Origin of the sequence: Eubacterium uniforme, from assembly GCF_900167115.1 — a bacterium.
Lineage (GTDB): Bacteria > Bacillota > Clostridia > Lachnospirales > Lachnospiraceae > Eubacterium_S > Eubacterium_S uniforme.
The window spans coordinates 216265-231731 of the sequence record NZ_FUXZ01000003.1 but is presented as its reverse complement, the minus strand read 5'-3'; the positions used below and the strand labels follow the sequence as shown (position 1 = coordinate 231731).

Genomic DNA, 15467 nt, shown 5'->3' with positions numbered 1-15467 from the left:
TAGGAAAAAAGGAGTAAAAGCTATGCCAAAAAGAACAGATATTAACAAAGTCCTTATTATTGGCTCTGGTCCTATTGTAATTGGTCAGGCGTGTGAGTTTGACTATTCAGGAACACAGGCATGTAAGGCACTCAAAAAGTTAGGGTATGAGATTGTACTTGTTAATTCAAATCCGGCTACTATCATGACAGATCCGGAGACAGCAGACGTTACTTATATTGAACCTCTTAATGTTAAGAGATTAGAGCAGATTATTGCTAAGGAAAGACCTGATGCATTGTTGCCAAACCTTGGTGGACAGTCAGGACTTAATCTTGCTTCAGAATTATATAAGGAAGGCATCTTAGATAAGTATAATGTTAAGGTTATCGGTGTTCAGGTTGATGCTATTGAAAGAGGCGAGGACCGTATCGAGTTTAAGAAGACTATGAATGAACTTGGTATTGAGATGGCAAGAAGTGAAGTTTCATATAGCGTTGAAGAAGCTTTAGAAATTGCCGACAGACTTGGTTATCCAGTTGTTTTACGTCCAGCATACACTATGGGTGGTGCCGGCGGCGGTCTCGTTTACAATAAAGAAGAATTAAAGACTGTTTGTGCAAGAGGTCTTCAGGCTTCACTTGTTGGACAGGTTTTAGTTGAAGAATCAATTCTTGGTTGGGAAGAATTAGAACTTGAAGTTGTAAGAGATAGCGAAGGCAACATGATTACAGTATGTTTCATTGAAAACATCGATCCACTTGGAGTTCATACAGGTGATTCATTCTGTTCAGCTCCAATGCTTACAATTTCAGAAGATGTTCAGAAAGAACTTCAGAGACAGGCATATGCTATTGTAGATAAAGTACAGGTTATCGGTGGAACTAACGTTCAGTTCGCTCATGACCCTGTAAGTGGAAGAATTATTGTAATTGAAATTAATCCACGTACATCACGTTCATCAGCACTTGCTTCTAAGGCAACAGGTTTCCCTATCGCTTTAGTTTCAGCAATGCTTGCAACAGGCCTTACACTTAAGGATATTCCTTGTGGCAAGTATGGAACACTTGATAAGTATGTTCCAGATGGTGATTACGTAGTTATTAAATTTGCTAGATGGGCATTTGAAAAATTCAAAGGCGTAGAAGATAAACTTGGTACTCAGATGAGAGCCGTTGGTGAAGTTATGAGTATCGGTAAGACCTACAAGGAAGCTTTCCAGAAAGCAATTAGAAGTTTAGAGACAGGTCGTTACGGTCTTGGTCATGCTAAGAACTTTGATCAGCTTTCAAAGGAAGAACTTTTAAATATGCTTATTACACCTTCTTCAGAAAGACACTTCGTAATGTACGAAGCTCTTAGAAAGGGTGCTACTGTAGATGAAATCTTTGAACTTACAAAGGTTAAACATTACTTCATTGAACAGATGAAGGAACTTGTTGAAGAAGAAGAGGAAATCTTAAAGAGCAAGGGTTCACTTCCAAGTGATGAACTTCTTACACAGGCTAAGAAGGATGGTTTTTCAGATAAGTATTTAAGCCAGTTGCTTGAAGTATCTGAGGATGAAATCAGAAATAAGAGAATTTCTCTTGGTGTTGTTGAAGCTTGGGAAGGTGTTCACGTAAGTGGTACAGAAGATAGTGCTTATTATTACTCAACATATAATGCAGATGATAAGTCTACTACAACTGATAATAAGAAGATTATGATTTTAGGTGGTGGTCCAAACCGTATCGGTCAGGGTATCGAGTTTGACTATTGTTGTGTACATGCAGCACTTGCACTTAAGAAGATGGGCTTTGAAACTATTATCGTTAACTGTAACCCTGAAACTGTTTCAACAGACTATGATACATCAGATAAATTATACTTTGAACCTCTTACACTTGAAGATGTTTTAAGTATTTACCATAAGGAAAAACCACTTGGTGTTATCGCTCAGTTCGGTGGTCAGACACCACTTAACTTAGCTGCAGATCTTGAAAAGAACGGAGTTAAGATTTTAGGTACATCTCCAGCAGTTATCGATCTTGCTGAAGATAGAGATTTATTCCGTGAAATGATGGATAAACTTGAAATTCCAATGCCAGAATCAGGAATGGCTACAACAGTTGATGAAGCTAAGGCTATTGCTAATAAGATTGGTTACCCAGTTATGGTTAGACCTTCTTACGTTCTTGGTGGTCGTGGAATGGAAGTTGTTTATGATGATGACGCTATGACAGACTATATGAATGCAGCTGTAGGTGTTACACCTGACAGACCAATTCTTATAGATAGATTCTTAAATCATGCTCTCGAATGCGAATCAGATGCTATTGCTGATGGTGAGCATGCATTTGTTCCAGCTGTTATGGAACATATCGAGCTAGCAGGTGTTCATTCAGGTGATAGTGCTTGTATTATTCCTTCAGTTCATATCTCAGAAGAGAATGTTAAGACTATTAAGGAATATACAAGAAAAATCGCTGAAGAGATGCATGTAAGAGGTCTTATGAATATGCAGTATGCCATTGAAAATGGTAAGGTATACGTTCTTGAAGCTAATCCAAGAGCTTCTCGTACAGTACCTCTTGTTTCAAAGGTATGTAACATTCGTATGGTACCTCTTGCTACAGAGATTATTACTTCTGAACTTACTGGTAAGGAATCACCAGTTGCTAAACTTAAGGAACAGAGCATTCCTTACTATGGTGTTAAGGAAGCAGCATTCCCATTTAATATGTTCCAGGAAGTTGACCCTGTACTCGGACCTGAAATGAGATCAACAGGTGAAGTACTTGGACTTTCAAAATCATATGGTGAAGCTTTCTTTAAGGCTCAGGAAGGTGTTGGTTCATTATTACCACTTGAAGGAACAGTATTAATTTCTGTAAACCGTAAGGATAAGGCAGAAGTTGTTGAAGTTGCTAAGTCATTTGCTGATAATGGATTTAAGATTCTTGCAACAGGTACAACATTTGATCTTATTACAGAAAGCGGAATTGAAGCTACTAAGATTAAGAAATTATATGAAGGCCGTCCAAATATTTTAGATGCTATTACTAATGGCGAAATTGACATTATTGTTAACTCACCAGTTGGTAAGGATAGTGTAAATGATGATTCATATCTTCGTAAGGCAGCTGTTAAGGCTAAGATTCCTTACATGACAACTATCGCAGCAGCTAAGGCAGCAATTGAAGGTATCGCTGCAGTTAAGAAGAATGGTAATGGAGAGATTAAGTCTCTTCAGGCATTACATTCTGAAATTAAGGATGCTGAATAATATAAATTAATGTACGGAGGTGTTTTTATGGACATTAAGAAAATAATTGAAGAAATCGTTGAGAAAATCAAAGGAGATAAGTCAATCGCTGACAAGTTCACATCTGATCCAGTAAAGACAGTTGAAGACCTTGCAGGTGTTGATTTACCAGATGGCGTTGTTGACCAGGTTGTTGAAGGCGTTAAGGCTAAACTTGGCGATGGTGGTGTTATCGGTGGTATCGTTGATAAAATCAAGGATATTTTCTAAGAATATATAGTTTACATAACTGAAGATATAGAGACATTGAGTTAGATTAGAAAATCTGATTTGATGTCTCTTTTATTTTGGATATTTAATAGTAATAGGGTTGTAAAAGGAGTATAATATAATTGTAGAATAATAAGTATAGCAGACATATACGTTTATAGTGTATTAGGATTTAAGGAGGATGTAATGAGAAATATTTTAAAAATATTTGGTAGTAGTCTTATTACTTTAATGCTTTTATCAACAGCAAATGTATATGCTAAAGATATAGATGTTAACAAAAAGAATTTTCCTGATGAAAAGTTTAGAAGTATAGTAAAGACATTTGATAAAAATAAAGATAATAAGCTTTCAAATAGTGAGATAAAAGAAGTTAAAAGTTTAAATGGAACTGTAGATTCATATGATGATGAGTACATACTTACTTTTCAATCTTTAAAGGGTTTGGAATACTTTTATAATTTGGAAAGTTTTAATTGTTGTACTGATGGCGTGAAAAAAATAGACTTAAGTTCAAATAAAAAAATAAAATCTATTATTATGGAAGATGCTACTGGATTAACTTCGATAAATATAAAAGAATGTAAAGATTTAAAAAATGTTTATTTGTGCTCGAATGATTTAAAGAATTTAGATGTAAGTCATAATGTAAAACTAGAGAGTCTTTCTGTATATGGAAAGATAGGTAGTGTGAATCTATCAAATAATAAAAAATTAAAAAAACTTGAATTAATTAATAATAATATTAAAACAATAGATTTAAAGAATAATACTGCACTTGAAGAATTAAACCTTGATGTGAATCCAATTGTAAATCTTGATATAAGCAAAAATAAAAATTTATATAAACTTAGTGTTCAGAATTGTAAATTGAGTAGTTTGAATCTAAGTAAAAATATAAAGCTTAGAAAAATCTTTTGTGGTGATGATATTTTTAACGCTTATTCGAATTATGATAAAACATATAATAGCATAAGGAATCTTGATTTAAGTCATAATAAAAAATTATTATATCTTTATTGTTCTGATAATAAAATTGAAAAATTAGACTTAAGTCATAATAAAAAACTTAAGGTGGTTTATGCTGAACGGAATAATATTAAAAAAATCAATTTGCGAAATTTAAGAAGTGTTAAAGAAATTATTTTAAATAATAACAAATTGAAAAAGATAAGTCTTAGTAGTTGTAAGAATCTAAAAGAACTTAAATGTGATAAGAATCTTTTAAAGAGTATTAATGTCAGAAGTTGTAAAAATTTGGAATGGCTTTCTGTATCAGGAAATGAATTAAGAAAACTTGATTTAAAGAATAACAAGAAACTTTCGCTTTTATTTTTTAATAATAATAAAAAAGACGTAAAATATTTAGATTTAACAAGTAATAAGGAAATGTTTAAGCTTTCTGTAAGAAATAGCAATCTTAAGAAGATTAATTTATTAGGATTAGAAAAACTATTTGAAGCTGATTTAAGAGGTAATAAAATAAGTAAACTTGACTTAAGTACAAACAAAGATATATATAGATTAAAGATATCTAAAAATAGTTTTAAGTATTTAGAACCAGGTTCATTTTTCCCAGCAGAAGATATAATGTATAGAATTAAGGATGATAATACTTTAGAAGTTTATTCACATAATCCAAGAGCTAAAAGACATATAGACATTAAGGATGAGATTAAGATTAAGGGAAAAATGATTAAGATTACATCTGTAGCGGATAATGCTTATGCTTATATTGAGGATAAAATTTTCAATGAAATAACAATAGGAAGCAATATTACAAGCATTGGGAAAGGAGCATTTACTAATTGTAAAAGGATTAAGAAGATTACAATAAAATCAAATAAAATTACTGACATTGGTGAAGGAGCATTTGCTGGATATAACAAGAATTTAGTTATAGAAGTGAATAAAGGCTATCTTGATTATTATAAGAATGTTTTAAAGGATGTATTTGATTTTAATGTAATTACAATTACAGAAATTTAGATTAATATATAAAAGAATCCATTTTGCGGGGGTTAGAGTTATGCAAAAAAAGAAAATAAGTATTTTATATCCAGATGGGGATATTGAAAAGTTTAATGAATTGCCAGATGTTACTATTCATGATTTGGCATTAGATAGTATCACAAAGAAACTAACTAAGGAACCAGAGGAGCAGCAACATATTTTAAGAATTATGTCGAGGATGAGTGGGGATCCTAGAGTTACAGATTTTAGATGCGGAGTTTTTGATGATATATATCATAATAAGGAAATGAGAAAGGATTTGATGGTAATTCTTGAAAAGATAAATTTTCTTAGAAGTTATGGTACATTTCGTCATGATTATGAGGAAAGTTCTAGTACATGGGATTTGCTCCATAGATTAGAAGAAATAAATGATTATATAGAGTGTGTTGAGGCTATGTCAAAGTGTCTTGAAGGTGTTGAGTTAAAGTCAGAAGGTTTGATTAAGTTAAAAGAATACGTTGATGGAATCTATAATGATAATGGATTTATTGAACTTAAGAAGGACATTAAGAATCTTCGTGCTACGACTAAGAATATTAAGAGTGTTACATTAGGGATTAATTTAAATTCAAGATTTGAGGCTTCAGAGATTGGAGTAGTATCTATTAATAGTAAGGCATTTACAAAGTCGGGTATTATTGATAATTTTCATGATAAGATTGTTACAAAGGAAGGGATTAAGCAGGATAATAAGTGGAATGGAGATTATAAGTTTACTACTTTTGACGTAGGTGATTCTAATACGGTAACAACAGGTGGAACTGGTAGTTTTTCAGGGATGATGGCAGCAAGGGCGAATCCTGTTATGGCGGCTTCAATGGCTAATGTTTCAAATGATATTCAGTCAAGAGAAGTTACTAAATACATGGATAAGATTACGAATAGACTTCTTGTTACCATAGTAAAGAAACTTAGAAGCGTTTTGACTAAGTATGTGACTATTACAATTACAGATATTACTGATTTGATTCCTGAATTTTTATATTATATAAGGTGGGCTGAATATATAGAAGCGTTGATTGAACAGGGCAATGTATTTAACAAGGCAAAGGTTGTAGGTGAAGGTGATGAATGTTTCATGGATGCAAAAGGACTTTATAATTTAAAACTTGCATCTTTCCAAACAGAGGAACATGAAAACATTGTTACTAATGATTTGGATTTTACAAGGGAGCATTTGGTTTACATTCTTACTGGAGCTAACAGAGGTGGTAAGACTACAATTACTCAGGCGGTTGGGCTTTTGTTTGTACTTGCTCAGGGGGGAATATATGTCCCTTGTGATGATTTTATATTTGCTCCAGTAGATAATATCTATACGCATTTTCCGGCTGATGAAGATAAGACAATGGATCTTGGTAGACTTGGAGAAGAGTGTAAGAGATTTAAGGAGATATATGAAAGAAGTACAAAGCAGAGTTTATTATTATTAAATGAGACGTTCTCAACTACTTCTTTTGAAGAAGGTTTTTATATTGCAAAGGATGCAGTGAAGGCCATTATAAGGAAGGGTGTTAGAACAATTTATAATACGCATATGCATAAACTTGCTTATGATATTGACGAAATAAATGCTGATTTTGAATATAAGGCAGCATCTCTAGTTGTTAAATCAGATGGTGGTAACAGATCATATAAAGTCGAAGTTGCACCACCACAGGGTATGTCATATGCTATGGATATAGCTAAAAAATATGGAGTTACTTATGATATGTTAATGGAACTTGGTAAGTAGATTATAAAATCGAAATTTGAGTTTGTTCTCAAATTTCGATTTTTTTTAAATAGTACTTGACATATTCGGTCTACAACTGTAAACTATACATAGGTTTACAGTTGTAGACTAATGGTGATTGATATTGCTTTTAGCATGCAGAGTGATGATATCACCTATCGGCCGAATAAAAAAGAATGGAGAATGATACGATGGAAGAATTATTATTAAGCGAAAGTGAGTATAAGTTAATGAATATAATATGGGATAATGCTCCTATTGAATCAGGTAAGCTTGTAAAACTATGTGAAGCTAATCTTACTTGGAAAAAATCAACGACATATACTATGCTTAAAAGATTATGTACTAAGAATATCGTTACTAATAAGGATTCTGTCGTTGAATATGTTATTCCAAGAGAAAAAGTACAGAAAGTAGAAAGTAAACATCTTATTGACAGAAGTTTTGGAGGATCTCTTCCAGCATTTGTTAGTGCCTTTTTAGGTGGTAGCAAGATTACTGAAGGAGAAGCTGATGAACTTATTGAATTGATTGAAAAATATAAGAATAATAATGAAAGATAAATAGTAATCCCCTTTACTAATATTGTTTTTTATGGAGAATAATATGAAAGATTTTTTTGATACTATAATTCAAATGAATATTTATGCAAGTATTGCTATTATATGCGTTATTTTATTAAGGTATATTTTTAAATCCATGCCTAAGAGATTTATCTGTTTATTATGGATTGTCGTAGCCGTAAGATTAGTTTGTCCATATAGTGGTGAATCAAACTTTAGTTTGTTGAATTTTAAATCAATATCTAGTTTTGTAGATAAATGTAAAGGTTCTAATTCTAAGGTTGAAAAAACAACTGATAATGAAACGACAGCTAGTAGTGGCAGTATATCTTTAAATAGAAGTAATACTGGTAGTGATAATGCTAATAGTGGTAAAAATTCTTCGCCTATTATGATGAAAAAATTATCAAGTGATTTTGGCTTTTCTTTGAAAAAAATAAACTATACTATTGTATGGCTTGTTGGAATGATGATGCTTTTATTACTTTATGTAGTTAATTATATAAGGATTTCTATTAGGTTAAAAAAGATTGATAAAACTGTTTGTGATGGTTATTTTGAATCTGAATATATAAATACACCATTTGCTGCAGGTATAATCAACCCTGATATTTATATACCAAAGGGTATTGAAGATGTTGAAAAAAGATACATTTTGTTACATGAAAAAGTACATATAAAGAATAAGGATTGTTTGATCAAAACTTTTGGTATGGTATTACGTTCGGTTAACTGGTTTAATCCACTAATATGGCTTGCTTACAAGTTGATGTGTGATGACCTTGAAATGAGATGTGACGAGGAAGTTATAAAGAGCATGGATGCTGATGTTGTGCAGGAATATTGCATTTCGATAGTTATGCATTCTATAGATTCGAAAGTTTCATATAAAATACCGGGTGTATGTTTTGCGAAAAAGAGTTTTGGTGGAATGGAGGTAAAAATGCGAATTAAAAATATGTTTTCAAAGAAAATATCTAAGTCTTTTGCTGTGGTTGCATTAGCAGCATCAGTTCTAACAGCGACTGCTTTATCAACTCAGGCTAAGACAGATGACAAAAAAGGTTCAGCAAATGAAACTGTGGTTAATACTCAAAACTCAGAAGAAGTAGAAACAAGTGTTGATACAGAGAATACTTCAAGTGAAGTATTAGAAAAATATGTTAAGGAATATCAGGATAATGGATATGTTTTATCAGAGGATTATAATGAAGGAGATACTGATATTTTCTTATTTGATAGTTTAACTAATAATAATGAATCAATTAACATTAAAATTTCTGATGAACAGTTTGATAGTTTAGATGCTTTTAAGGCAGGTTTTGATGAAATTGAGGGTACAGTTCTTAAATCAGAGTTTTCTGAAACAGATGATTGCTATGTGATGACAGAAAAAGATGATAAGTTAGGCTATTGTATGGAATATAAGTATTACAAAAATGATAATGTAATTGTTGTTTATTCTACAGGCTTACAGAATGGCGTTGGTTGATAATAGAATTTGATTTAAAAAGGGTTTGCGTATGTGCGCAAACTCTTTTTATATTGAAAATATGGAAATATAAGTTTATAATGGTAGGTGCGTGTTATCGCGGAATATAAGAATGGTTAGGAAGGAGAGCATGGCGAAATATAATCTAGAGTAGCTATGCGTAAGTAATTATGAGTAATTCACATGATGAAGTAGTTAAAAAGATGAGTTTTCAGACACAGGCAATTCATGGAGGTGTTGAAGCGGATCCTGCAACAGGAGCTATTGAACCATCAATTTACATGGCAAATAGTTTTGCGCTTCCTTATGATCCATCTTCAATGAACTGGTCAGCTTCTGAAGATAATATATATACAAGAAATGGTGGTGTTAACCAAGGAGCGCTTGAAAGAAGAATTGCAATGCTTCACGGAGCAGAGGATTGTGTAGCTTTAGCAAGTGGTGTCGCTGCACTTTCAGGTTTATTCTTCTCAAGATTAAAGAAGGGTGATCATGTTATATTCTCAACAGTAACATATGTTGCTACATATAGAATTTTTAATGAACTTTGGACAGAAAAGTGGGGCATTGAAACTTCAATTGTTGATTGTACAGATATTGAAAAGGTTAAGGCTGCAATTAAGCCTAATACAAAGCTTATTCATTTTGAAACACCTGGTAACCCTACACTTTGCATTTGCGACATTGAAGCAATTGTAAAACTTGCTCATGAGAATAACATTCAGGTTTCAGTTGATAATACATTCTCATCACCATATAATACAAAACCTTTTGAATTTGGCGTTGATTATGTTGTTGAGAGTCTTACAAAGTATATCAATGGTCATGGTGACTCAATGGGTGGTGCAATTTTAGGACCTAAGGCTGATATGGATAAGGTTAGATATGAATCACAGGTTAACATCGGTGGTGTAATCAGTCCATTTAATGCTTGGCTTATTCAAAGAGGTTGTCAGACATTCCCTCTTAGAATGCAGGTTCATAATGATAATGCATTATACGTTGCTAAGTGGCTTGAGAAACAGCCATGTGTAAGCTTTGTGGCTTACCCAGGTCTTCCATCATTTAAGGGACATGAACTTGCTAAAAAGCAGATGAAGCACGGCTTCGGTGGTGTTTTATCATTTGGTCTTAAGGGTGAACATGATTTATATAATAGAGTTGTTACTCATCTTAATGTGTTTACTTCAGCGGTTTCACTTGGTAATGCAGGAAGTCTTATTGTATTCCTAGGTGAAGATGATGAAAGAATGTATCTTTACCCTGAAGAATTCCATAATGGTTTTTATAGAGTAGCAATTGGTATTGAAGATAAAGATGATTTAGTTAATGACTTAAAACAAGCATTTGTTGCAGAAGGATTAGAAGTAGTTGATTAAGTAAATTATAAGTAAAAGGTGATTTATGTTTAACATGGATTACCTTTTATTTTTTTAGTAAAAAAAGTGAATATATGTTATAATATTTGTATTGGGGGGTGGAGTTTTAAGGTTTTGACAGGAGGATTATTATGGGTGAAAATAGTAGAGAAAAAGTAAGACACATATTAGCTGTTGGATATGAAAAAAACGAACGACCAAAGATATTTTCTAATTTCTACAAATTAGCACGTAATGATGGCAGAATAGTAATATCTATTGATACTAGCGATCTATTTAAAGATGTTTCAGAAATTGATGATATTTTGGTAGATGATTATTACTTCCAGTTCGATGAGGTTGAAGGTAAATCATATTTTTATATTCCTATAGACAGATTTGGTTGTGATAATCTATGCGAGATTATGAATTTAACAGAAGCGCAGAAAGATATTATGAAGATAATATATGATGTTGCTAAGGGTGAAAATTTAAAATTCGATGGCATTGATGATGTTAAGGATGTGCTTGATTATGCAGTTAAAAACGCAGCCAGTGTAGCTCCTAAGTATGGAAGAATTAACATGCTTGGTAAGGCGACATTTATTAAGGCAGTGGATGAGTTTAGTAAAACCCCAACAGGAAAGATTTTTAAAGAGTGTGATTTTGATATTGATGCTCTTTTTGATGTTGATAGTGATGATGGAATTACAATTATAAGATGTAAGGAATTATCTTTTAATGCACCATTATTTAAAAAGTGTATATTATGGTTATTAGATGAGATGAATCAGTTACATGAAGATGATGATAAAGAAACTAATATTTTTGTTTTGATTGAAAAATCTCATGAAGTATTTGCTGGGTTAGACCAGGAGTTTGATGCTAAGATGAAGACTGTATTAAATAGTCTATCAGATAAAGGAATACAGGTTTGTTTATCGGCACATTACATTACAGAAATTCCTGAAGAGATTGTACCTGATTTAGAATGTGTAGATGATGTTTATTCATACCTTACTGCACATGGTGTTGAGACAGTTAAGGAAGCACCAGGTTATGAGTATGATGTTGAAGGGATGATTGCAAAGATTAAAGCTGCAAGTGCTGAACATGATGAATACATAGCTGAACAGCGTGCAAATAAGAAGAAGAAAAAGAAGAAAAAGTCAAAGAGAGCTCAACAGCTTGAGGCTTTACAGAATGGACAGGATATTTCTTTAAGTAATAATGATAAAGAAGAAAGTGAAGAAGAATCGGAGAGTGAAGAAACATCTTCAGATTCTTTAATATAGAAGTTTTAGACATAAATATTTTAAACTGATATAAAAGGAGAAGTAAAATGATATTTGATGGAAAGATTTGGGTTGCTAATGATGATAAGGGTGAAAAGATTTTTTTAGATCCTAAGTATGCAAACAGACATGGACTTATAGCTGGTGCAACAGGTACTGGTAAAACAGTAACTGTTAAAGTGTTAGCAGAAAGTTTTTCAGAAATGGGTGTCCCAGTATTTTTAGCAGACGTTAAAGGCGACCTTGCTAGTATTGCTGATGCAGGAACTGAAAGTGAAAATATGAATGAACGTATTCAGAAATTTGGTCTTGCTGAAACAGGATTTAAATACCAGGAATATCCTGTAAGTCTATGGGATTTATATGGGCAGAAGGGTATTATGCTTAGAACAACTATTTCTGAGATGGGACCATTACTCTTATCAAGACTTATGGGACTTAATGATTTACAGAGTGATATTTTATCTATTGTATTTAAGATTGCTGATGATATGGATTTATTACTTGTTGATACAAAGGATCTTAAGGCGTTGCTTAATTATGTATCGGAGAATAACAAGGATTTTGAAATGCAGTATGGTAAGATGAGTCCTGCATCTATTTCGGCAATAGTAAGAGCTTTAGTTGCAATAGAGATTGCTGGTGGTGAACAGTTCTTTAATGAACCTTCACTTAACATTAGTGATTGGTTTACAGTTAATATGGAAGGAAAAGGTCTTATTAATGTATTAGATAGTGAAAGCCTTATTTCAGATGGAAAAATGTACTCAACTTTCCTTTTATGGTTATTATCAGAATTATTTGAAAATCTTCCTGAAGTTGGAGATTTAGATAAACCTAAGATGGTATTCTTCTTTGATGAAGCGCATCTTTTATTTAATGATGCACCTAAGGTTTTACTTGATAAGATTGAACAGGTTGTTAAGCTTATTAGAAGTAAGGGTGTTGGTATTTATTTCTGTACTCAGAATCCAAGCGATATTCCTGATGGAGTACTTGCTCAGCTTGGTAATAAGATTCAGCATGCACTTCATGCATATACACCTGCAGACCAGAAAGCAGTTAAGGCAGCAGCAGCTTCATTTAGAGAGAATACTGAGTTTGATACATATGAAACTATTATGGCTCTTGGTACTGGAGAAGCAGTTGTGTCATTCTTAGAGGAGGGTGGCGTTCCAGGTATTTGTAAGAAGGCTAGTATCTTACCACCTAAATCAAAGTTTGGTAGTATAGATGATACAAGAAGAGAAGCTCTTATTATGAGCAGTATATTATATAGTAAGTATTCTCAGAGTTATGATCCTGAATCTGCTTTTGAATTGTTAGGTAAGAAAGTTGAAGCTGATGCGCAGGCAGCTGAAGAAGCAAGACTTGAAGCTGAAGCAGCTAAGCAGGCTGAAAAGGAAGCAGCCGCAGCAGCTAAACAAGCTGAGAAAGATGCAGCAGCGGCAGCGAAAGCAGCAGCTAAGGAGAAAGAAAAAGAAGAGCGCGAGAAGAAAAAGGTTGCAGCTTCAGTTGGAAACACTGTTGCTGGTACTGTTGGAAGAGAGGCTGGAAAATCTGCACTTTCAGGATTTGGTAGTCTTGGTAAGAAGATTGGTGGTAATGCAGGTGCTGCTCTTGGAAGAGGTATATTTGCTACACTATTTAAGAAGTAAGAAAGAAAATATATTTATATGCAATATATAAAAATTTAATTAAAAAAATAATAATATTGTTTAAGATTAAGGGTGGTATTAAGCCACCCTTTTTGATATAATTGATATTTGGTGAAAGTTTTCTTTCACAGTTAGGGATTTATAATAAGAGGACTTAAATAATTATTATATCTGGAGGAAAAAAATGAGCGGATTATTTGGTGTTGTATCAAAAAAGAATTGTATAGTTGATGTGTTCTTTGGAACAGACTATCATTCACATCTTGGAACTAGAAGAGCAGGTATTGCAATGTTTGATGGTGAGAGATTTGACAGATCAATCCATAACATTGAAAATACACCTTTTAGAACTAAGTTTGACAAAGATGTTAAAGAGATGGAAGGTATTATGGGTATCGGTTGTATTTCTGATTATGAACCACAGCCACTTATCATACGTTCACATCATGGAACATTTGCTATTACTACTATTAGCAAGATTAATAATAAGGATGAAATTATTGAAGAAATCTATGCTAACGGAAATGTACATTTCCTTGAAATGAGTGGTGGCGAGATTAATTCTACAGAACTTGTTGCAACACTTATAAATCAGAAAGAAAATATCATTGATGGTATTAGATATGCTCTTGATAAGATAGATGGTTCATTAACTCTTATGGTTATGACACCAAAGGGAATATATGTAGGTCGTGATAATTATGGTCGTACACCTATGTTAATAGGTAAGAGAACAGATGAAGATGGTGATTCATATTGTGCTTCATTTGAAGATTTTGCTTATCAGAAACTTGATTATGAAAACTTTAAGGAACTTGCTCCTGGTGAAATTGATATTATTACACAGGATGGAGTTAAGGTATTATCAAATCCAGAAACAAAGATGAAGATTTGTACATTCCTTTGGGTTTATTATGGATATCCTTCAAGTTCATATGAAGGAGTTAACGTAGAAGAGATGCGTTATAGATGTGGTGCATGTCTTGCAAAGAGAGATGATGCAAAACCTGATATTGTAGCTGGTGTTCCTGATTCAGGTACAGCTCATGCTATTGGATATTCAAATCAGTCAGGTATTCCATTTACAAGACCATTTATTAAATATACACCAACATGGTCTCGTTCATTTATGCCAACAGCACAGAGCACTAGAAATATGGTTGCTAAGATGAAACTTATTGCTGTTACAGATTTAATTAAAGATAAGAAGTTATTATTAATAGATGATTCTATTGTTCGTGGAACACAGCTTCGTGAAACAACAGAATTCTTATATCAGAATGGTGCTAAGGAAGTTCATATAAGACCAGCCTGCCCACCACTTGTATATGGATGTAAGTACGTAAACTTCTCAAGATCAAATTCAGAAATGGATTTAATTACAAGAAGAGTAATTGCTCAGCTTGAGGGAACAACAGATGTTGCTGATGAAGTTCTTCAGAAATATACTGATCCAGATTCAAAAGAATATGAGGCAATGGTAGAAGAAATCAGAAAGCAGCTCAATTTCACATCGCTTAGATTTAACAGACTTGACGATATGTTAGAATCAGTAGGTATTGGTGCTGATAAGTTATGTACATATTGTTGGAATGGTAAAGAATAAAAAATATTAAGATAAATTATTAAAAAGATGGTAATAAATTAACGTTTGTTACCATCTTTTCTTTATTTTCGTAATAATTTGTTCATAATTTAATTGTATAAAATTACCTATAAATAACGAAAATGGTTAACATAAAAACGAACGTGACATACAAAATGCACAAAAAATGTAACTTTTCATCTTGAAAACTTGAAATTTTTCAAATATTTGGTATAGTATACATAGCGAAAAAATGTAACAATTTTGTA

At 32.6% G+C, this 15467-nt stretch carries 10 protein-coding genes; all 10 read left to right on the top strand.

Annotation, left to right across the window (positions count from 1 at the left end; translation table 11 throughout):
* Nucleotides 1-22: 22 nt before the first annotated feature.
* The 10 genes from carB to B5D16_RS02595 all read left to right on the top strand — a co-directional run bounded on the left by carB (nt 23) and on the right by B5D16_RS02595 (nt 15219).
* On the top strand, nt 23-3247 hold the full coding sequence (gene carB / locus B5D16_RS02640) for a carbamoyl-phosphate synthase large subunit (RefSeq protein ID WP_078765417.1): 3225 nt from the start codon (nt 23-25) through the stop codon (nt 3245-3247).
* Nucleotides 3248-3274: 27 nt separating this feature from the next.
* Nucleotides 3275-3496, top strand: a complete 222-nt coding sequence (locus B5D16_RS02635; protein WP_078765416.1) for a hypothetical protein — start codon at nt 3275-3277, stop codon at nt 3494-3496.
* Between the two features lie 186 nt (nt 3497-3682).
* Nucleotides 3683-5485 carry a leucine-rich repeat protein gene (locus B5D16_RS02630; RefSeq protein ID WP_078765415.1) on the top strand — a complete coding sequence of 601 codons (1803 nt, stop codon included), beginning with the start codon at nt 3683-3685 and terminating at the stop codon, nt 5483-5485.
* A 40-nt stretch (nt 5486-5525) separates the two neighbouring features.
* A complete protein-coding gene (locus B5D16_RS02625) occupies nt 5526-7247 on the top strand; it encodes a MutS-related protein (protein WP_078765414.1) in 1722 nt (573 codons plus the stop codon).
* Between the two features lie 176 nt (nt 7248-7423).
* The gene (locus tag B5D16_RS02620; protein WP_242942970.1) at nt 7424-7810 is read left to right on the top strand and encodes a BlaI/MecI/CopY family transcriptional regulator; all 387 of its coding nucleotides are present in this window, start codon (nt 7424-7426) and stop codon (nt 7808-7810) included.
* Between the two features lie 43 nt (nt 7811-7853).
* Nucleotides 7854-9302 carry a M56 family metallopeptidase gene (locus B5D16_RS02615; protein ID WP_159444261.1) on the top strand — a complete coding sequence of 483 codons (1449 nt, stop codon included), beginning with the start codon at nt 7854-7856 and terminating at the stop codon, nt 9300-9302.
* Between the two features lie 170 nt (nt 9303-9472).
* The gene (locus B5D16_RS02610; protein ID WP_078765411.1) at nt 9473-10681 is read left to right on the top strand and encodes a trans-sulfuration enzyme family protein; all 1209 of its coding nucleotides are present in this window, start codon (nt 9473-9475) and stop codon (nt 10679-10681) included.
* A gap of 131 nt (nt 10682-10812) precedes the next feature.
* Nucleotides 10813-11955 (top strand): helicase HerA-like domain-containing protein, encoded by a 1143-nt coding sequence (locus B5D16_RS02605; protein WP_078765410.1) that lies wholly within the window; start codon nt 10813-10815, stop codon nt 11953-11955.
* A 47-nt stretch (nt 11956-12002) separates the two neighbouring features.
* The gene (locus B5D16_RS02600) at nt 12003-13613 is read left to right on the top strand and encodes a helicase HerA-like domain-containing protein (protein ID WP_078765409.1); all 1611 of its coding nucleotides are present in this window, start codon (nt 12003-12005) and stop codon (nt 13611-13613) included.
* A 184-nt stretch (nt 13614-13797) separates the two neighbouring features.
* Nucleotides 13798-15219, top strand: coding sequence for an amidophosphoribosyltransferase (locus B5D16_RS02595; RefSeq protein WP_078765408.1), 1422 nt, complete (start codon nt 13798-13800; stop codon nt 15217-15219).
* The last annotated feature ends 248 nt before the right edge of the window (nt 15220-15467 follow it).

Bases quoted from the DNA above. Each gene is read 5' to 3' on its own strand.
- carB (WP_078765417.1), top strand. From the start codon at position 23: ATGCCAAAAAGAACAGATATTAACAAAGTCCTTATTATTGGCTCTGGT.
- B5D16_RS02635 (WP_078765416.1), top strand. From the start codon at position 3,275: ATGGACATTAAGAAAATAATTGAAGAAATCGTTGAGAAAATCAAAGGA.
- B5D16_RS02630 (WP_078765415.1), top strand. From the start codon at position 3,683: ATGAGAAATATTTTAAAAATATTTGGTAGTAGTCTTATTACTTTAATG.
- B5D16_RS02625 (WP_078765414.1), top strand. From the start codon at position 5,526: ATGCAAAAAAAGAAAATAAGTATTTTATATCCAGATGGGGATATTGAA.
- B5D16_RS02620 (WP_242942970.1), top strand. From the start codon at position 7,424: ATGGAGAATGATACGATGGAAGAATTATTATTAAGCGAAAGTGAGTAT.
- B5D16_RS02615 (WP_159444261.1), top strand. From the start codon at position 7,854: ATGAAAGATTTTTTTGATACTATAATTCAAATGAATATTTATGCAAGT.
- B5D16_RS02610 (WP_078765411.1), top strand. From the start codon at position 9,473: ATGAGTAATTCACATGATGAAGTAGTTAAAAAGATGAGTTTTCAGACA.
- B5D16_RS02605 (WP_078765410.1), top strand. From the start codon at position 10,813: ATGGGTGAAAATAGTAGAGAAAAAGTAAGACACATATTAGCTGTTGGA.
- B5D16_RS02600 (WP_078765409.1), top strand. From the start codon at position 12,003: ATGATATTTGATGGAAAGATTTGGGTTGCTAATGATGATAAGGGTGAA.
- B5D16_RS02595 (WP_078765408.1), top strand. From the start codon at position 13,798: ATGAGCGGATTATTTGGTGTTGTATCAAAAAAGAATTGTATAGTTGAT.